Origin of the sequence: Allosaccharopolyspora coralli, assembly GCF_009664835.1 — a bacterium.
Lineage (GTDB): Bacteria > Actinomycetota > Actinomycetes > Mycobacteriales > Pseudonocardiaceae > Allosaccharopolyspora > Allosaccharopolyspora coralli.
Genome location: NZ_CP045929.1, coordinates 4,286,198 through 4,303,509, shown reverse-complemented (window position 1 = coordinate 4,303,509; position 17,312 = coordinate 4,286,198). Strand labels below are relative to the sequence as shown.

Below are 17,312 nucleotides of genomic sequence, written 5' to 3'. Positions count from 1 at the left end.
CGGGGCAGACTGTTGGAACGTTCGCGCCCGCTGCCTAGGGTGCTCGTGGGGAACCGACCGTCCGGTCGTGCCGGGGGTCGGAAGACGACGTCGTCCACGTTTTGGGGCCTGCCGCGCCGCCGGCCTGCGCACCACGTCCGACGACGGTGAAGGAGTAGTGCGTGACCCTGCACGTCGCTGTCGACTTCGGCACGTCCAGTACCTGCACGGTCGTGTCCCGCGACGGTGCCGAACCGCAGGTCGTCGTGATCGACGGTCAGCCGTTGGTGCCGTCGGCGGTGTTCGCGGCCGCGGACGGCACGCTGTTCGTCGGGCAGGAGGCCGAGCGGCAGGCGGCCGTCGACCCGGCCCGGTTCGAGCCGCACCCGAAACGCCGCATCGACGACGGAGAGCTGTTGCTGGGCAGCAGCGTCCTGCCGGTGGTCGACGTGATCCGCGCGGTCCTGCAGCGCGCCGTCGGTGAGGCGCGGCGATACGCGGGCGGCGCAGCGGTGGATCTGCTGGTGCTCACTCACCCGGCCGATTGGGGCTCGGTGCGCACGAGCGTGCTGCGGGCGGCTGCGCAGGGACTCGGTCGTGAGTCGGTGTTGGTGCCGGAACCGGTCGCAGCCGCCGTGTTCCACTCGGCCGGCCACGGTCTGCCCGACGGTGGCGCGCTCGCGGTGCTCGACCTGGGGGGCGGGACGGTGGACGCGAGCGTGGTGCGCAAGCAAGGCAGTCGCTTCCCGGTCCTCGCCACGAAGGGCAGGCCGGACTTCGGTGGCGCCGACATCGACCAGGCGCTGCTGGAGCACCTCGGCCGCACCGTGTCGCACGTCGACCCCGGGGCTTGGCACCAGCTCGTCGAAGGCCGGGAAATGGTCGACCGACGGCGCAGACGTGTGCTGCGCCAGGACGTGCGCGGTGCGAAGGAGACGTTGTCCCGCCACGCCTACACGGACGTTCCGATGCCGCCGCCGTTCTCCGACGCGCACGTCACCCGCACGGACCTCGAACGGCTCGTCGCAGGGGGACTCTCACAGGCGGTGGACCTGGTGCCCGGCACGCTGCGCGAGGGTTCCGTGCCGAGGCAGCAGCTGGCGGGCGTGTTCCTCGTCGGTGGTTCGAGTCGGATCCCGATGGTGTCGCGGCTGGTGCACGAACGCACCGGTGTCGTTCCGACCACTTTGGACCAGCCGGAGACGGTCGTGGCGCGTGGAGCGCTGCGCGCGGTACGGCTCGACCCGGATCGCACCGGCGGACTACCCGCCGCAGCCGTCCGTGGCCCCGCGACGCCGACCCGTGCTCCTGGCGTCGCGGGCGCCCAGTCGCCCGGGTTCGCGGCACCGCAGCAGGTCACGGCGCCCGAAGCGGGATCAGTGCCTGCGAGCGACTCGTTGAGCCGAGCCTCCACGATCGTCATCGGTGGCAACGAGCGCACGCGCCAGGTGAACGCGCCTTCGACACCGGCCAAGCCGAACCGCACGCCGTGGCTGGTCGGTGCGGGTGCCGCCGTGCTGGTCGTCTCGGCTCTCGTCGTCGGGATCCTCGTCATCGGCGAGGACGGCGACGCGCGACAACAGGCGGGGCGCACGGTGGCCCAGTACGACTACGAGTTCGAGTACCCCGCGACGTGGCGGCAGTCCGGTGGTGATCCCGAGCAGTGGCAGACGCTGATCGAGCCGAGGTCCTCGGCGACCGGGGGCGGACGGATCGCCGTGCAGGAGGGGCGACTCGACTACGACGCCGGTGCGGACCGCGAGCGAGCCGTGAACGAGGTCCGCGGCCTCTACGACGCCGGAGTCGCCGAGACGGGGACGTTCTCGGGTTTCCGCGCCGACGCCAGTTTCGGCGGCAAGGACGTCGTCCACTACCGCGAACAGCTTCCGCAGGCCACCGTGGACTGGTTCGTGGTCCACGCGGGGACCGCCCGCGTCAGCGTCGGGTGTCAGTACACGCCGCAGAGCGGCGACGAGGTTCGCCGTGCGTGCGAGCAAGTCGTCCGTTCCCTCACCGTTCGCGACTGAGAGGGTGCGAACTCCTGACAGGGGGTTTTGCTTGGTGGGTCGGGTGGCGGGACCTCAGCGCCATCCTCGCTGCGGGATCGACTTCTTGAGTAGCCACCTACGCGGCGAACTCGCTGTCCTCGCGAGGATGGCGCTGAGAACCCGCGGGTGGTCGGGCTGCGTACGTCGTTGCCGCTCAGCGCTCCGCCGCTGACAAGACACGACGACAGCTCACTGTAAGCGAGGTGGGTGAGAACACATTTTTGTCCGCGAGTTTCCCGATTTCCTCCCGCGTGGCGGCGGAACGCCGCATTGGCACCTGCGAATCAGAGTCCCCGACGCCGTCGCGGCGCCTCGCCGATCACGTTTGCGAATGCGCTCGAGTCTCCGGGAGGAAACCTTTCGCATCCGCGAATGCGGCCGTGACCTGCGGGTTCCGTCGGCGGTGTTTACACCAGCAACGGGATCACGAGAAAAGCGGGACAGGGTGGAACCGAACATGGCAATGTCTGCGTCGCACCAACATCCACACTTCGTGACCACAGATTGAAGGGGGTCAACCCGAGATGAGCGGTTTCGGTACCGACGCAGAGCTGATGGACAAGGCTGCGAACCAGGTTGAAGAGGTCCGCGGCAACGTCGAGCAGGCCGTGAGCAAGCTGCAGGGCAACCTCGAGCCGATGCTGGCGCAGTGGCAGGGTGGCGCCGCGCAGGTGTTCCGTCAGCTGATGGACTCGTTCAAGCAGAACGCGGACACCATCAACCGCAACCTGGGGCAGATCTCGGAGAACATCAAGACCTCCGGTTCGCAGTACATGCAGCAGGAAGAGGAGCAGTCGCAGGAGATGAGCAAGATCCAGAACATGCTGGGCTGACTCTCGCGAACCGGTACGACTCGACGCATTCTTCGAACATCTTTCTTGAGGGGATAGGCAATGGAAATCAAGGTCAACTTCGGCCAGCTCAGCCAGGGTGCCAGCGACCTGCAGCAGACCTCGGCCAAGATCCAGCAGGAGCTCGACGAGCTGGAGAGCATGCTCAAGCCGCTCGTCGCGACCTGGGAGGGCTCCGCGCAGGAGGCCTACCGCGCCGCACAGGCGGAGTGGGACCAGGCCGCGGCCAACATGCAGGAGATCTGCGCCAAGATGGGCATGGCCGTCAACGCCGCGAACGACTCCTACCAGTCGGGTGAGTCGAAGAACGCCGCTCGCTTCGGTGGCTGATCTTCGCCTGTCGAACTTTCCGCGACCCCGGGGTGCGTCCCCGGGGTCGCGGTCGTTTCGGCCCCCACGGCGGGTGCCGGTGCGGGGAGCTGCCCGCCCACCGGCTAGGCTGGTCCAGGTGGCCCGGACCGTTCCGGGACGGGGGGACCCGTTTTGACCGTGCCGAAAGCCACCGAGTACCCTCAATCTTCGTTGTGCGGTGCGCGACCGCGGTGTTCGACCGAGAGCCGGCCAGAACGGCACAGGTTCCGGCAACACGTGGAACGTGCCGGTTCCCCGGGTCGATCCGGTGGTACCCCGCGTGATGCCGATGGTTGTCCATCGGGGACGCCGACCGCACCGAGATTCCGACGCGAACGACGACGAGGTAGACCCGTGCGCACGTACAGCCCGAAGGCCGGCGAGGTGACCCGCGCCTGGCATGTGATCGATGCCGAGGACGTGGTGCTCGGTCGGCTGGCTACCCAGGCCGCGACGCTGCTGCGCGGCAAGCACAAGCCGACCTACGCCCCGCACCTCGACACCGGCGACTTCGTCGTCGTCGTCAACGCCGAGAAGGTGGCGCTGACCGGGAACAAGCGCGATCAGGCGTTCCAGTACCGCCACAGCGGCTACCCGGGCGGTCTGCGCAAGGAGTCCTTCGGGAACGTGCTGGACAAGCACCCCGAGCGGCTGCTGGAGAAGACCATCAAGGGAATGCTGCCGAAGAACAAGCTCGGCCGGGCGATGGGCAAGAAGCTCAAGGTCTATGCCGGGCCGGAGCACCCGCACCAGGCACAGAACCCGCAGACCTTCGACGTCAAGAAGGTCAAGAAGTGACCGAGGAACAGCACGTGACTGAATCTCCGGACAACGAGGCCGTCGACCAGGACGTCGCCGTCGACGACGTCGCCGTTGAGGACGCCGCTCCCGCCGAGGACGACGCCGCTCCCGCCGAGGACGCCGCTGTCGCCGAGCCGGCCGCGCCCGTCGAACCGGCTCCGGTCGTCCCGGTGCCCGGTGGCCGCGCCGCTCAGAGTGTCGGCCGTCGTAAGAAGGCACGGGCCCGGGTCCGTCTGGTCCCCGGTAACGGTGGCTTCAAGCTCAACGGCAAGCCGTTGGAGCACTACTTCCCGAACAAGGTGCACCAGCAGATCATCCGCGAGCCGTTCCAGACGGTGGAGCGCGACGAGGCGTTCGACGTGAACGCGAACCTCGATGGTGGCGGCCCGTCCGGGCAGGCCGGTGCGCTGCGCATGGCGATCGCCCGCGCGCTCATCCAGCTCGACGCCGACGACCGCCCGGCCCTGAAGAAGGCCGGTATGCTCACCCGTGACTCGCGGGCGAAGGAACGGAAGAAGTACGGCCTCAAGAAGGCCCGCAAGGCTCCGCAGTACAGCAAGCGCTGAGCCTGCCGCCGAGGCACCCTGCGGGAGCAGTTGCTCGTCCTTTCCGGGCGAGGGGCTGCTCCCGCAGTGTTTTCCGGGCCCGTTTCGGTCCCGGTCGCCCTATCCTGTCGTCGACTATCAGGAGGATCTGCCGTAGATGTCCCGTTTGTTCGGAACCGATGGGGTGCGGGGGCTGGCCAACGCGGAGCTGACTCCGGAGCTGGCGTTGTCGTTGTCGTCGGCCGCGGCGCGGGTTCTCTACGACCGGGACGATTCGCGACGCCGGGTCGCGTTGGTGGGGCGTGACCCGCGGGCCAGTGGCGAGATGCTGGAGGCCGCGGTGACGGCCGGTCTGACGTCGGCCGGTGCGGACGTGCTGCGGGTCGGCGTGCTGCCCACACCGGCGGTGGCCCATCTGGTCGCCGCGCTGGGAGCGGACATCGGTGTGATGATCTCGGCTTCGCACAATCCGATGCCGGACAACGGCATCAAGTTGTTCTCGGCGGGTGGGAACAAGTTGCCGGACGCGGTCGAGGACGAGATCGCCTCCCGGCTGGACGAGACCGTGCAACGACCGACGGGCGTCCATGTCGGCCGCGTTCGCGATGCTCCGAACGCTGTGCAGCAGTACGTCGATCACCTGCTGGTGGCGACACCGCAGCGACTGGACGGGGTTCGGGTCGTCGTGGACTGTGCGAACGGCGCAGCCGCCTACGCAGCGCCGGAGGCGTATCGCCGGGCGGGCGCCGAGGTGATTCCGCTGCACGCTGATCCGGACGGGCTCAACATCAACGACGGCGTCGGCTCGACGCATCTGGAGTCGGTGCGCGCCGCTGTGCTGGAGCACGGGGCGGATCTGGGGCTGGCACACGACGGGGACGCGGACCGGTGCCTTGCGGTGGACGCCACCGGGGCCGTGGTCGACGGTGACCAGATCATGGCGATGCTCGCCGTCGACATGTGCGAGTCAGGCGAACTCGCCGCCGACACGCTGGTGGCCACCGTGATGAGCAACCTCGGTCTGCATCTGGCGATGCGCGAGCACGGGGTGACGTTGCGGACGACCGCGGTCGGCGACCGGTACGTCCTGGAGGAGCTGCGTGCGGGCGCGTACTCGCTGGGCGGCGAGCAGTCCGGGCACGTGGTGCTTCCCGGCTACGCGACCACCGGGGACGGGCTGCTCACCGGCTTGCGGATCATGAGCCGGATGGCGGGAACGGGCCGTGGTCTCGCCGAGCTTGCGGCTGTGATGACCCGGCTGCCCCAGGTGCTGGTCAACGTCCGCGTGGACGACAAGCATGCGGTGGTCGCTGCGCCGCAGGTCACCGAGGCTGTGGCGGTCGCGGAGGCCGAACTCGGCGAGTCCGGCCGGGTACTGCTGCGCAAGTCCGGCACGGAGCAGTTGGTCCGGGTGATGGTCGAGGCGCCGAGCGGCGAGATCGCTCAGGAGACCGCCGATCGCCTCGCGAAGGTCGTCGGCGGCGCGTGAGCCTTTGTGGTGCCTATAGCCACCAAAAAGACTCACGCCTCCGAACGGGTGAGTTCACATCACACGCACGGAAGTGTGAAAAGTCAGTTGTGAGCGGAGTCTCCCGGTGATCTGGCTCATGTGAGACCATGCACACATGAGCGCCATTGCTGTCGCCCTCGCTGTCGGTGTGCTCGCGGTCGGTCTGGTCGTGGGCATGGTTGTTCTGTCCGTGTTCGCGCTCGCCGGGCTCAAGGCGATCAACGCGGCGCACGACGGCGGGTCCTGGTACCTGAGCCGTCGTAAGGCGCTCCACTGAGGTTGACCATGGACCGGTTCGAGGGCTTCATCGCCGTCGTGCTGATGCCGCTCGCCGTCATCGGGCTCGGCCTGCTCGGCTCGGTCGTCCTCGTCGGCTGGCCGTTCTGACCTTCTGGGCTGCACACCGCGTGCCAGACTGCGCCACTGTTGATGTCCAGGTGGGATGCGAGGCGGGCTTGTCTTGGGGGATGGCTTCGTGGGCGTGGGCGTAGGCGGAGTCGGCGCGTGGGAACTCGCACTGGCACTGGGGTTCTTGTTTGGGAAGGCCGTGCTGATCCTGCTGGTCGTCGGCGGCTCCGTCGCCGCGATCCTTTTCCTCGCCAGGTCACACAAGCGCTCCCAGCCGTCCGCGCATCGCGACCGCTACGGTCCTGCGTCGCGTTCGGGCCAGCCGCCTGACCACGGACACCACTGACCGGACGGGCCTTGCGTCCGCAAACAGTCTGTGGAATCGGGCCGCCGCGTTCGGGTGGTCTGCGAAGATCTTCGTTCGGTGGGCGCGTCGGTTCGTGGGAACCGGCGGACGACGCAGCCCGTCCGAGGACAGACCATGCCGTACCGGATGCGAAGGGGGACCGGGAACGATGACAGTGCAGACGTCGGGCAACGACCTGACGAGGGCGTCCGCCAGTTTCTCGAACAGTGCCGAGGCCATCAGGGGGCAGGCCGATGCGCTGTCCGAGAGCCGCGTGACCGGTGCGGTCACCGGACGCAAGTTCCCGGAGGTCGGCGACCGGTATCGGCAGCTGATCGAACAGTTCCGGGGCACCATCGACGGCTTCGCCGGCAAGTCCTCGGAACTGTCCGAGGACTTCAGCGCCTCGGCCACGCAGTACGACTCCAGCGATGAGGACGGCATCGGGCACGTGAGGAGCGTGCAGGTCTGATGGCGGTCGGAGACAAGATCGGGGACGCCGGGGACGCGGCGGATGACTGGCTCTCGGATCGCAGCCGCGAGAACGCCGAGGTTCTCGAAGCCGGAGGTGCCGAAGTCGGTGGTCCGGCGGAAGCGTTCGGTGACCTCGCGGCCGGCCACCACGAAGTGGTCGGGGACGTCGCAGGAGGCGTGGTCAGCGGCGGCGGTGACGTCCTCGGCGGTGTGGTCAACGGGCACGAATCGGCGCTGCGCGGCGCCGCCGACGGCATCGACGAAGTCGTCGGCGGTGGCGTCGACGCTGCGAACAGCGTTGGCGAGGGGGTCGCGGACGGCGCGGGCGAACTCGCCACCGGTGGCCGTCGTGCCGCCGAGACGATGAACCGCGAGTTCGCCGAGGGCGACTACGTCGAGGGAGTCGCCGGCGGAGCGGCCGAGGCACTGAAGGGGCATGCGCGGGCGGCCGGGGACGTCGCGAGCGGGGTGGCCGAGGGCGCCGGGGACGTGCTCGGCGGTGTGGCCAGCGGTGCCGGTGAGGTCGTCGGTGGTGTCGCCGAAGGTGTCGGTCACGTCGCGAAGGGCGCGTTCGAGGGCGTCACAGATCTCGCCGGCGGCGTGATCGACGGAATCGGTAGTGGTCTCAAGGCGGTCGGCAACGCGCTCAAGGACGAGCACACCGAGACGACCGAGGAGTCCCGGAAGGCGCTGGAGGACACGGGCCCGGTCGGCAAGTCCGACGAGCTGCTCGACCACGGCGCGGTGGGACTGAAGTTCTTCGAGGTGTTCCTCCCGCGACTGCAGGACTGGACCGGCTCCGCACCGGATCACCAGGGCGAGATCTGCCGCCGCTACGACGAGCTGCGCGGGATCGACTTCGCCGCTTTCCGGGAGGACGCCGAGCGACTGGGCCGGGTTCAGCAGGCGCTGGTCGAGCAGAACGACAGCATGGACCGTGGTTACCGCACGGCCGCGCAGACCTGGCAGGGCGACGCGGCCACTGCAGCGGGCGCCAAGGTCGGCACCACCGTCGAGGGCGGTGGCACGATCGCCGCGGACCTCGAGAGGTTCGGCGGCGCGATCCCGCCTGCGGTCGACGGCATCCAGCAGACCGTGCGCGAGTACGCGACGTTCGTCGTGGACCTGGGCGAGCAGCTGGTCGTCGGCGACAAGGAACCCGACCGGGTCGACGACGAGATCCGCAAGGCCAAGGGCGACCTGAACCTCTCGGACCTGGACGACGTCGGCCTGGACGACATCTTCGGGGGTATCGGCTCGCACATCATGGAGAACCCGGTGAAGGCTGCCGCCGGGGCGATCGTGAGTGGCGTGCTGCCGGGACTGGCCGCCATCACGAACGGCCCCGAGGTCGCCGGGCAGATCCGTCAGCAGATCATCGACGACGCCAAGCAGTGGTGCGACACCGTGTTCGTGCCGGAGATGCAGACCAAGCTCGACGAGTTCGATCAGCAGACGACCGCGTCGCAGGACACCGTCAAGCAGGCCTACGACCAGATGCTGCAAGCCGGGCAGACGAGTGACCCGTTCGCTCCTCCACCGTCCAGCAAGGACACCACGGAACCCTCGGGCGACGAGCCGGGCACGACTCAGCAGGTCGGCAACGAGCCGAGCAGTCACCAGCAGACCGGCCAGCAGACCGGCAACCAACCGACCGCCACTCAGCCCAGTGGCAGCGGCTCGGGCGGCACGCCGTCCGGTGGCGGCGCGGGGACGGGCGGTATGCCGCCGGGTGGTGGCGCCGCGCCCGAGATGCCGAAGCCGCCGGACGTGGGCATGCCGGAGATGCCCGAGCCCTCCGGCCATGAGGACTCGGCGCCGGAGGAGGTCACGCTCGGCGAGGGCGACGACGCGGTGACCGTGCAGGAGCCCGCGCCCGACGGTCGTACCCAGGTCACGATCGTCGGCGAGGACGGTCAGCCCAAGACCTACGACATCGCCTTCCCCCCGCAGGGTGGCGAAGGAGCTCCCGGAGGCCTTCCTCCTCAGCCGCAGCCTGGTGCCGGTGGCATGCCCGGCCAGCCCGTGCCCGGCGCACCGGGAATGCCGGGCGCGCAGATGCCGGGCGCCGGTGCCGAGGGGGAGACGATTCCGCTCCAACCCGACGCCGACGGTCAGGCCGTCATCGAGGACGGGGACCGCACGATCACGATCGAGCGCACCCCGGAGGGTGAGGTGCGCGTCGACATCGACAACGGCGACGGCACGCCCCCGGTGAACCAGACGATCGGGTTCGGCAGCGAGGAACCCGGCGCGATGCCGGGCGAGCCCGGCGGCGGGATTCCCGAGCAGAACACCTCTGTCGGCAACGGGATTCCGGCACCGGCACCGACTCCGGAGGGGGCGGTCTTCGGCCAGCCGGGTGGTGCGATGTCCGCCGAGGGCGATGTCGCCGCGGCGGCTCCAGCCGCACAGGCATCGTTCGAGCCTGCTTCGGCAACGGACGCGGACCCGGCGCTGGGCGGCACGCCCGCTGCGCCCGTCGAGCCGAGCACGACTGCCGACACGGCGGGTGCCGCCGGTGGGCCGGCGGCGACCACGGCACAGTCGGCGGGTTTCACGTCGTCCTCCGGCGGGTTCACCCCGGTGCCCGACGACGGGGGACGTTCGTTCGGCAGCCACTCCGGCCAGCTCTTCGGCGGTTCCGACGGCGGAGTGCAGCACGGCGGCAACGGCTTGTGGGGCTCGAACCCCGGGTCCACGGGACTGCCGAGTCTCGGCGACGACACCCCTTCGCAGGGAAGTTCCCAGGGCAGCACCGGGCTCGCGTCGATGGGAGGCGATGGCGGTGCGGCAGGCGGCGGCTCGTCGAGTGGCGCAGGCGGCCAGGGCCAGAGTGGCGGTGCGGGCGGCGGCATGATGGGCATGGGTGCCATGGGAGGCGCCGCACAGCAGGGCGGCGACCAGGAGCGGAGCAACTCGAGTCCGTGGCGCACCGAGGGGCAGCTTTTCGACGACGGCACGGAGCAGTCGCGGGTCCGGTTCCAGTCGGTGCTCGGTGAGGACAAGCAGAGGTGAGCATGGTCCCGGTCAACCAGAAGGTCGCCGACGAGATCGTCACGCTGGTCGCTCGGCACCGGCATGCCGCCGAGGGGCGCAAGGACGCGATCAAGGCCGCAGAGGACGCGTCGAAGGAACGTAACGACGAGCTGGCTCGCCGGTCCGCCGAGAAGCGCGCGGAGATCACCGAGCTCGCGGAGTCGATGACGACGCCGAGTGAACCCGAGAAGCCGACCTGGGCGGCGCGGGAACGCGACAGCTACGAGATCGACCTCGCCACGGACGACGACGAGGTCGAGGAGCAGCCGGTGTCCCGGCAGCCCGTTCCGGCTCAACCGGTTGCTCCCGCGCAACCGAAGGCGCCTGCGCGGCGTCCGGTGTTCGACGACGATGACGACGACTTCGAGAACCAAAGCTGGTTGCGGTAGTCGGGGGCTGAGCGCCTGTCTGTGGTCTTGTCGTGATGTCCGTCAGGGCATGGTCTTGCGTGCTCAGCCCGCGCGTTGCAGGTTGTCGCTCGCAAGGCAGGGGTCGCCGCTGCGTACGTGCGGGTACTCGAGGCGACCCCGACGCCGCGAGCGGCAAGCCGGGCCGGTCAGCGACCGGCGTCAGGCTGCTGCGGCCGCTTCTCGCGAGTGCTCCGAATCGATGGCGCAGCCGGGGACGTCGGCGTCGAGTACCGGCGCGCCGCGCTTGTCCCCTGCGAGGTGACGCAGCAGGAACGCGGTGATCAGTGCCCGGGACAGCCGCTGGGTGCGGTACTGCGGTTTGCCGTGCAGGACGATCTCGGTCCAGTGCCTGCCCTCGGTGAACGCGAGATGGTCGGCCTTCTTCACGGTGCGCAGTTGCACCGGCCCGGCCCACCCCGTGCTGATCGGTTCGGCATGGGAGACGGCCGGAGCGAGGAGGTCCTTCTCGCCGGCGAGATGCAGACCGGGCACGGTGATTTTCTCAGCGGCGGCGATCGCGGACGGCCGAGTTTCGGTGACGGCCATCGTGGCCACCGCCTTGACCCGGTCGTCGGTCGCTGCGGTGAGGATCGCGCAGCCGCCGCCCATCGCGTGTCCGGCGACGCCGAGACGCTTCGGGTCGACGCTGATCTGCCCGTCGCCGAGCCGGACCTGCGTACATATGTCCAATGTGGTCGCCAGGTCCGACGACATCAGCCGGTGCGAGGCGAAGGGGCTCTGGTGCGTGCCGGGAGCCGCCGCGACGATTCCCCACGAGGCGAGGTGTCGCAGCAGCCCCAGGTAGCGGCGCGCGGGTTGCAGCCATCCGTGACCGACCGCCACGGCGGGCAGACCGAGACCGCTTTTCGGGGTGCACACGATCCCCGGCAGCCCGACCAGTGCGAGGTCACCGTGCAGGACCTCGTGCGGCCCTCGCTGCGAGAGTTCCTCCAGCACCTTCTTCGTCCGCGCCATGACGGGAACGGTAGCTGATGTCGGCCTTCCGCACGGGCTCCGGCACGGCGTGGGCGCTCAGAGTGCATGTGGAGCATGGGTAGGTGGTCCATGACCGGCGATGCCCGACGGCGGCATGGGCTCGCGTGGTCGGCAGGCTGGGACGCCGGGTACACGACCACCACCGCAGATCAGGGGCAGCTTGTCACGGGGTGGCGCGCGTCCGGGTGATCGCGGAACCTGGTGGCGTCGCCGACCGAGGGAGTGCTCGTGCAGGGAGTGTGGACGCCGGAGAGCGTGCGTGCGGCAGAGCAGCGGCTTTTCGAGCAGGTCGCGGAACCGACGGTGATGCGCCGCGCGGCGTGGGCGGTCGCGGTGCACTGCGCACGGCTCCTGCGGGACGCCACCGGCGGCGTTCCCGGCCGGCACGTCACGCTGCTCGTCGGTGCGGGCAACAACGGTGGCGACGCGTTGTGGGCCGGTGCGTTCCTGCGACGTCGCGGGGTCGGGGTCACCGCCGTCCTGCTCGTGCCCGAACGCGCCCACGCGGAGGGGCTTGCCGCGCTGCGCCGCGCCGGCGGCGGAGTCGTCGAGGCGGAGGGCGCCGGTGCCGACACCTCCGGGATCGGGGCCGAGGCGGTGGAGGCGCTGGACCGGGCGGACCTCGTCGTCGACGGCATCGTCGGGCTCTCCGCGCACAGTGGACTACGACCGACCGCGGCCGAACTCGTGCGCCGCGTCGAGGTTCCCGTCCTCGCCGTGGACCTCCCCAGTGGTGTGGATCCGACGACGGGCACCGAGGACGGCGTCGTCGTCGACGCCGACGTGACGGTCACCTTCGGCGGACTCCGCGCCTGTCATGTGCTCGGCGCGGGTGCGACCCGCGCCGGGGAGATCGTGGTCGCCGACATCGGACTCGACGACCACTGGGGTCGGCCGGACCTGCTGATGCTGGACGCCGAGGACGTCGGGGCGGTGTGGCCGGTGCCCGCACCCGACGACGACAAGTACAGCCAGGGCGTCGTCGGGGTCGCGGCCGGTTCCGCGACGTACCCGGGGGCGGCCGTGCTGACCAGCGGAGCGGCAGTGGCCGCGACCTCCGGCATGGTGCGGTACGCGGGCCCGGCGGCCGACGTCGTCCGGTCCGCACGTCCCGAGGTCGTCGCCACCGGTTCGGTCGGCGACGCGGGCCGGGTGCAGGCATGGTCCGTCGGGCCCGGCATCGGCACCGGTGGCAGCGGCCGGGAGGTGCTCGTGCGGGTCCTGGAGTCCGGGGTGCCGGTGATCGCCGACGCCGACGCGATCACGCTGTTGGCCGAGGACTCGTCCGTGTGGGACGCACGGGACCCGGACACGCCGCTGGTGCTGACCCCGCACGCCGGTGAGTTCAGCAGGCTCGCAGGCGACCCGGGGACGGACCGGGTCGCGGCGGCGCGGAGCGCGGCGGAGCGGTTCGACGCGACCGTGCTGCTCAAGGGGCATTCGACGGTGGTCGCGGCGCCGGACGGGCGGGTGCTGGTGAACGCGTTCGCGCACGCCTGGCCTGCGACGGCGGGGTCGGGTGACGTGCTCACCGGGCTCATCGGGGCATTGCTCGCCTCCGACCTCGACCCGTTGATCGCGTGCGCGAGCGCGGCCTACGTGCACTCGGTCGCCGCCGAGATCGCCGCCACCGGCGGCCACACCGTGCCCGGCGCACCCGCGCGGGACGGGTCTGCCGGTTCGCCCGCGGGGGCCTCACCGCTGCTTGCGGCGCTGCCGGACGCCATCAGCACGGTCCGCTCCACCGTCGGAACCTGAACCGCCGAGCGTCGCGCGCCTGCGCTGCGGCGGGCCTGTGACGCGGGCGATACCGGCACTCGGGCGTTCCGGCCGTATGCGACGATGGTCGTGCCATGAAGGAGGAGACCGCGCGCCGCGCCGACCTGCGCATTGACGTCGGCGCGCTCCGTCGCAACGTCGCGGTCCTCGCGTCCCGTGCCGCCGCCTCCGGCGCCCGGACCATGGTCGTCGTCAAGTCCGACGGCTACGGCCACGGCGCCGTCACGGTGGCACGCGCGGCTCTCGCCGCCGGAGCCGACGAACTCGGCGTCGCCTCCGTGACCGAAGCGCTCGACCTGCGTGCGCACGACATCACCGCGCCGCTGATGGCGTGGCTGCACGGGCCCGGCGAGGACTTCCGCCCCGCCGTGCGGGAGGACGTGGCGCTGTCGGCTTCGTCGCTGGAGACTCTCCACGAGATCGCGAAGGCAGCCGACCAGGTCGGCCGAACTGCCCGGGTGCACCTGAAGATCGACACCGGGCTGAACCGCAACGGCTGTCCGGCGCACCTGTGGCACGAGCTGGTGACCGCCGCCGCCCGTGCCGAGGACACGGGGTCGGTCCGGGTGCTCGCCGTGTGGTCGCACCTGGCGTGCGCCGACGAGCTCGACCACCCGTCGATCGACGAGCAGGCCGAACGGTTTCACGCGGCCTACGTCCAGGCTCGCCGGGCGGGATTGTCGCCGGAGCGGCACCTGGCGAACTCGGCGGCGACGTTGACCCGACCCGAACTGCACTTCGAGATGGTGCGGGTGGGGATCGCCGCCTACGGGCTGGATCCCGTGCCGGAGCACGGTGACCACGGGCTCGTTCCCGCCATGACGTTCCGGTCGTCGGTCGTGCTGACCAAGCGTGTCGCCGCCGGAGAGCGCGTGTCCTACGGGCACACGTGGACCGCGGAACGCGAGACGACGCTGGCGCTGGTCCCCGTCGGGTACGGCGACGGCGTTCCCCGTGTGCTGTCCGGTCGGCTGGCCGTGTGGCTCGCGGATGCTCTGCGACCGCAGGTGGGCCGGGTGTGCATGGACCAGATCGTGGTCGATTGCGGTGACGACCCCGTCGCGGTGGGCGACGAGGTTCTGCTGTTCGGGCCTGGCGATCACGGTGAGCCCACCGCTGCCGACTGGGCTCGCGAGCTGGGCACGATCCACTACGAGGTCGTCACGGGAATGTTCCGTCCGAGGGTGAGTCGGACGGTCGTGGAACCGGAGGTCACGACGTGAAACCCCTGTGGCAGGCGGCAGCGTGGGGCGGCGGCGTGGTCGGCGCCGCCGTGACCGGTGCGGTCGTCGGAGTCGCCGCGCGGAGTTCCCGCGTCGCCGCGCAGCGCCGCGAGGGCGCCGAAGACGACCCGTACGCGGGCGAATCGCTCGGCGAGCTCCCGCCGGACCGGCAGTCCACTGTGGCCGCCGACGACGGGGTTCCGCTGGCGGTGCAGGAGGTCAAGCCCGCCGATGGCGGCGAGGCCGAACTGACCGTCGTGCTGGTGCACGGGTTCTCGCTCGACATGCGGTGCTGGCATTTCCAGCGCCGCGATCTGCCCGAGCTGGCCGACCCGCGAGTGCGGGTGGTGCTCTACGACCAGCGCAGCCACGGAAAATCCGGTCGGTCCGCGCGCAAGCGCAGCACGATCGAGCAGCTCGGCAAGGATCTCGACGCGGTGATCCGGTCGACCGCCGGGCGCGGACCGTTGATGCTGGTGGGCCATTCCATGGGCGGTATGACGATCATGGCGCTGGCCGAGCAGAAACCCGAGGTGTTCCAGGATCGGGTGCGTTCGATCGCGTTGATCGGCACCTCGGCGGGCGCGATCGGTGCTTCCGGGTTGCCGAAGCCATGGCTGTCCAAGTACAACCCGGTCACGCGGGGACTCGGCGTCGCGGCCGGTCTGCAGCCGGCGCTGATCGAGCTGGCCCGCAAGAGCGGCAGGCACCTGACGTGGAGCCTCGTCCGCGCGCTGGCGTTCGGTGACCGGCACGTGAGCCCGTCGCTCGTGGACCTGATGGGGGACATGATCGACGGCACGTCGGTGTCGGCGGTGACGGATTTCCTCGACACGATCGGCTCCCACGACCGCAAGGCGGCGCTGGCCGGGTTGCGTCATTGCGACGTGCTGGTGCTCAGTGGGGACAGCGACAAGTTGACGCCCTTCTCGCACGCCGAAGTGATCGCGGAGGAGCTGCCCGACGCGAAGCTGGTGCGCGCCTCCGAGGCGGGGCACATGGTGATGCTGGAGCAGCACGAGCTCGTCACGTCGCACCTGGCGGAGTTGGCGCGGCGTGCGACGGGGAAGCGGGGCGTGGCGAAGTGGCTGCGCGGGCGGTCGAGGTCGCGGACGTGACGGTGCTGGAGCTGCCCGAGGAGTCGGACGCGCTGGAGTTCGGCCGCCGCCTCGGCGCAGTGCTGCGCGCGGGCGACCTGGTGCTGCTCGACGGCCCGCTGGGTGCGGGCAAGACCGTGTTGGCGCGAGGAATCGCGACGGGCATGGGCGTGAGCGGTCCGGTGACGTCGCCGACATTCGTCATCGCGCGGGTGCACCGTCCGGAGGGCGACGGCCCGGTGCTCGTGCACGTCGACGCGTATCGACTGTCCGGATTGGACGAGGTGGAGGACCTCGACCTCGAAACCGATCTCACGGAGGCGGCGGTCGTCGTCGAATGGGGATCGGGGGTGGCCGAACAGCTGGCGGACGAGCATCTGCTGGTGCGTCTGCATCGTCGCCCTGACGACGTCCGGGAACTCCGACTCGAAGCCAACAGTCCTCAGTGGACTGAACGGGCGGCGTCGCTGTTGGCCGACGCCCGGGCGCCGCGTTCCTGACAGGGCGTTTGGTACCTGGCAGCTGTGCCCGTAGTGCACGGTCTCGCGGGCTCGGCCTGCCCCGGGGTGAGAAGCGTCGGTCTCGACCACTTACCCAAGCTCCACAATGGCCTCTCGGTCACCCGGGCACTCACACGGTGGTGTCGAACTCCTTGGAGAGCTCCTGGGCGAGCCGCTGCATCGTGGGGATGATCTCGTCGGTGGCGATGCGCGTCATGCGCCCTTCCGGCCCGCTGATGGAGATCGCAGCGCCGGCCGGTGCCCCGGGCACGGCGACGGCGAAGCATCGCACCCCGACTTCCTGTTCGCCGTCGTCCACCGAGTAGCCACGCTCGCGGATCGCGTCGAGTTCCTTGTGCATCCCGTCGACGGTGGTGAGGGTGCGTTCCGTCGCGGGCGGCATTCCGGCGCGGGTGAGTAGCTGCGTGACGACGTCGTCGGACAACTCGGCCATCATCGCCTTGCCCACTGCGGTCGCGTGGGCGTTCACTCGCCGTCCGACTTCGGTGAACATCCGCATCGAGTGCATCGAGGGGTTCTGCGCGACGTAGACGATCTGGTCGGAGTCGAGGACCGCCATGTTCGAGGTTTCACCGGTCGCCTCGGTGAGCTGCGCGAGATAGGGGCGCGCGAACGAGCCGAGCGCCCGGCTTGCGGTTTCGCCGAGGCGGATGAGCCGCGGCCCCAGTGCGTAGCGCCGCGAGGGCTGCTGGCGCACGTATCCCGAGCCCACCAGCGTTTTCATGATCCGGTGAATGGTCGGCAGCGGCAGTCCGGAGGCGTCGGCGAGCTCGGAGAGGGTCATCTCGCCGCCCGCGTCGGCGAGCTCTTCGAGCAGGTCGAAGGTGCGCTCGATCGACTGCACACCTCCGCTGCGGCCTGCGGCGGTCGACATCGGCTGCGGTCCTTCCGATCGGGCGCGGGACGTGTGCGGACGAGTGCAGTCTAGTGGCCGCGGACGTGCCCCAGCTCATGTTGCTCGTCACGTATGGCGAAAACTAATATCCACGATGCA

Annotated in this window: 17 protein-coding genes; 15 read left to right on the top strand and 2 right to left on the bottom strand. The window is 70.2% G+C overall.

The window, feature by feature from the left end:
* Window positions 1-161 precede the first annotated feature (161 nt).
* The 11 genes from GIY23_RS20020 (at window position 162) to GIY23_RS19975 (ending at window position 10,681) form a co-directional block, all read left to right on the top strand.
* Window positions 162-2,006 carry a type VII secretion-associated protein gene (locus GIY23_RS20020; RefSeq protein ID WP_154078067.1) on the top strand — a complete coding sequence of 615 codons (1,845 nt, stop codon included), beginning with the start codon at window positions 162-164 and terminating at the stop codon, window positions 2,004-2,006.
* Window positions 2,007-2,551: 545 nt separating this feature from the next.
* Window positions 2,552-2,860, top strand: coding sequence for a WXG100 family type VII secretion target (locus GIY23_RS20015; protein WP_154078066.1), 309 nt, complete (start codon window positions 2,552-2,554; stop codon window positions 2,858-2,860).
* A gap of 60 nt (window positions 2,861-2,920) precedes the next feature.
* Window positions 2,921-3,208 (top strand): WXG100 family type VII secretion target, encoded by a 288-nt coding sequence (locus GIY23_RS20010; RefSeq protein WP_154078065.1) that lies wholly within the window; start codon window positions 2,921-2,923, stop codon window positions 3,206-3,208.
* Window positions 3,209-3,583: 375 nt separating this feature from the next.
* Window positions 3,584-4,027 (top strand): 50S ribosomal protein L13, encoded by a 444-nt coding sequence (gene rplM / locus GIY23_RS20005; RefSeq protein ID WP_154078064.1) that lies wholly within the window; start codon window positions 3,584-3,586, stop codon window positions 4,025-4,027.
* Between the two features lie 14 nt (window positions 4,028-4,041).
* Window positions 4,042-4,596, top strand: coding sequence for a 30S ribosomal protein S9 (gene rpsI / locus GIY23_RS20000; protein ID WP_228717412.1), 555 nt, complete (start codon window positions 4,042-4,044; stop codon window positions 4,594-4,596).
* Between the two features lie 136 nt (window positions 4,597-4,732).
* The gene (glmM, locus tag GIY23_RS19995; RefSeq protein WP_154078063.1) at window positions 4,733-6,064 is read left to right on the top strand and encodes a phosphoglucosamine mutase; all 1,332 of its coding nucleotides are present in this window, start codon (window positions 4,733-4,735) and stop codon (window positions 6,062-6,064) included.
* Between the two features lie 136 nt (window positions 6,065-6,200).
* Entirely contained in the window at window positions 6,201-6,362 is a 162-nt protein-coding gene (locus tag GIY23_RS22715) for a hypothetical protein (RefSeq protein ID WP_187351947.1), read from the top strand.
* A 198-nt stretch (window positions 6,363-6,560) separates the two neighbouring features.
* Window positions 6,561-6,779 carry a hypothetical protein gene (locus tag GIY23_RS19990; RefSeq protein ID WP_154078062.1) on the top strand — a complete coding sequence of 73 codons (219 nt, stop codon included), beginning with the start codon at window positions 6,561-6,563 and terminating at the stop codon, window positions 6,777-6,779.
* A gap of 169 nt (window positions 6,780-6,948) precedes the next feature.
* Complete coding sequence (locus tag GIY23_RS19985) at window positions 6,949-7,251, top strand: type VII secretion target (protein WP_154078061.1); 303 nt, start codon at window positions 6,949-6,951, stop codon at window positions 7,249-7,251.
* On the top strand, window positions 7,251-10,271 hold the full coding sequence (locus GIY23_RS19980) for a WXG100 family type VII secretion target (protein WP_154078060.1): 3,021 nt from the start codon (window positions 7,251-7,253) through the stop codon (window positions 10,269-10,271). Before GIY23_RS19985 ends, GIY23_RS19980 begins: the two co-directional genes overlap by 1 nt.
* Window positions 10,268-10,681, top strand: coding sequence for a hypothetical protein (locus GIY23_RS19975; RefSeq protein ID WP_154078059.1), 414 nt, complete (start codon window positions 10,268-10,270; stop codon window positions 10,679-10,681). The genes GIY23_RS19980 and GIY23_RS19975 overlap by 4 nt, the downstream gene beginning before the upstream one ends.
* Window positions 10,682-10,861: 180 nt before the next feature.
* Here the strand turns inward: GIY23_RS19975 and GIY23_RS19970 are convergent, their stop codons facing one another.
* Complete coding sequence (locus GIY23_RS19970) at window positions 10,862-11,677, bottom strand: dienelactone hydrolase family protein (protein ID WP_154078058.1); 816 nt, start codon at window positions 11,675-11,677, stop codon at window positions 10,862-10,864.
* A gap of 249 nt (window positions 11,678-11,926) precedes the next feature.
* On the opposite strand from GIY23_RS19970, the gene GIY23_RS19965 reads away from it, so the two are divergent.
* The 4 genes from GIY23_RS19965 to tsaE all read left to right on the top strand — a co-directional run bounded on the left by GIY23_RS19965 (window position 11,927) and on the right by tsaE (window position 16,297).
* Window positions 11,927-13,456 carry an NAD(P)H-hydrate dehydratase gene (locus GIY23_RS19965; RefSeq protein WP_154078057.1) on the top strand — a complete coding sequence of 510 codons (1,530 nt, stop codon included), beginning with the start codon at window positions 11,927-11,929 and terminating at the stop codon, window positions 13,454-13,456.
* A gap of 95 nt (window positions 13,457-13,551) precedes the next feature.
* A complete protein-coding gene (alr, locus tag GIY23_RS19960; RefSeq protein WP_154078056.1) occupies window positions 13,552-14,700 on the top strand; it encodes an alanine racemase in 1,149 nt (382 codons plus the stop codon).
* A complete protein-coding gene (locus GIY23_RS19955; protein ID WP_154078055.1) occupies window positions 14,697-15,818 on the top strand; it encodes an alpha/beta fold hydrolase in 1,122 nt (373 codons plus the stop codon). The genes alr and GIY23_RS19955 overlap by 4 nt, the downstream gene beginning before the upstream one ends.
* Window positions 15,815-16,297 (top strand): tRNA (adenosine(37)-N6)-threonylcarbamoyltransferase complex ATPase subunit type 1 TsaE, encoded by a 483-nt coding sequence (gene tsaE, locus GIY23_RS19950; RefSeq protein ID WP_154079004.1) that lies wholly within the window; start codon window positions 15,815-15,817, stop codon window positions 16,295-16,297. The genes GIY23_RS19955 and tsaE overlap by 4 nt, the downstream gene beginning before the upstream one ends.
* A gap of 130 nt (window positions 16,298-16,427) precedes the next feature.
* Here the strand turns inward: tsaE and GIY23_RS19945 are convergent, their stop codons facing one another.
* The gene (locus GIY23_RS19945; RefSeq protein ID WP_154078054.1) at window positions 16,428-17,192 is read right to left on the bottom strand and encodes an IclR family transcriptional regulator; all 765 of its coding nucleotides are present in this window, start codon (window positions 17,190-17,192) and stop codon (window positions 16,428-16,430) included.
* Window positions 17,193-17,312: the final 120 nt, after the last annotated feature.

What these genes read in the sequence shown, in the direction of transcription:
- GIY23_RS20010 (WP_154078065.1), top strand. Translation starts at nt 2,921, where the DNA reads ATGGAAATCAAGGTCAACTTCGGCCAGCTCAGCCAGGGTGCCAGCGAC.
- alr (WP_154078056.1), top strand. Translation starts at nt 13,552, where the DNA reads ATGAAGGAGGAGACCGCGCGCCGCGCCGACCTGCGCATTGACGTCGGC.
- GIY23_RS19985 (WP_154078061.1), top strand. Translation starts at nt 6,949, where the DNA reads ATGACAGTGCAGACGTCGGGCAACGACCTGACGAGGGCGTCCGCCAGT.
- GIY23_RS19980 (WP_154078060.1), top strand. Translation starts at nt 7,251, where the DNA reads ATGGCGGTCGGAGACAAGATCGGGGACGCCGGGGACGCGGCGGATGAC.
- glmM (WP_154078063.1), top strand. Translation starts at nt 4,733, where the DNA reads ATGTCCCGTTTGTTCGGAACCGATGGGGTGCGGGGGCTGGCCAACGCG.
- GIY23_RS19945 (WP_154078054.1), bottom strand. Translation starts at nt 17,192, where the DNA reads ATGTCGACCGCCGCAGGCCGCAGCGGAGGTGTGCAGTCGATCGAGCGC.
- GIY23_RS20015 (WP_154078066.1), top strand. Translation starts at nt 2,552, where the DNA reads ATGAGCGGTTTCGGTACCGACGCAGAGCTGATGGACAAGGCTGCGAAC.
- GIY23_RS19970 (WP_154078058.1), bottom strand. Translation starts at nt 11,677, where the DNA reads ATGGCGCGGACGAAGAAGGTGCTGGAGGAACTCTCGCAGCGAGGGCCG.
- GIY23_RS22715 (WP_187351947.1), top strand. Translation starts at nt 6,201, where the DNA reads ATGAGCGCCATTGCTGTCGCCCTCGCTGTCGGTGTGCTCGCGGTCGGT.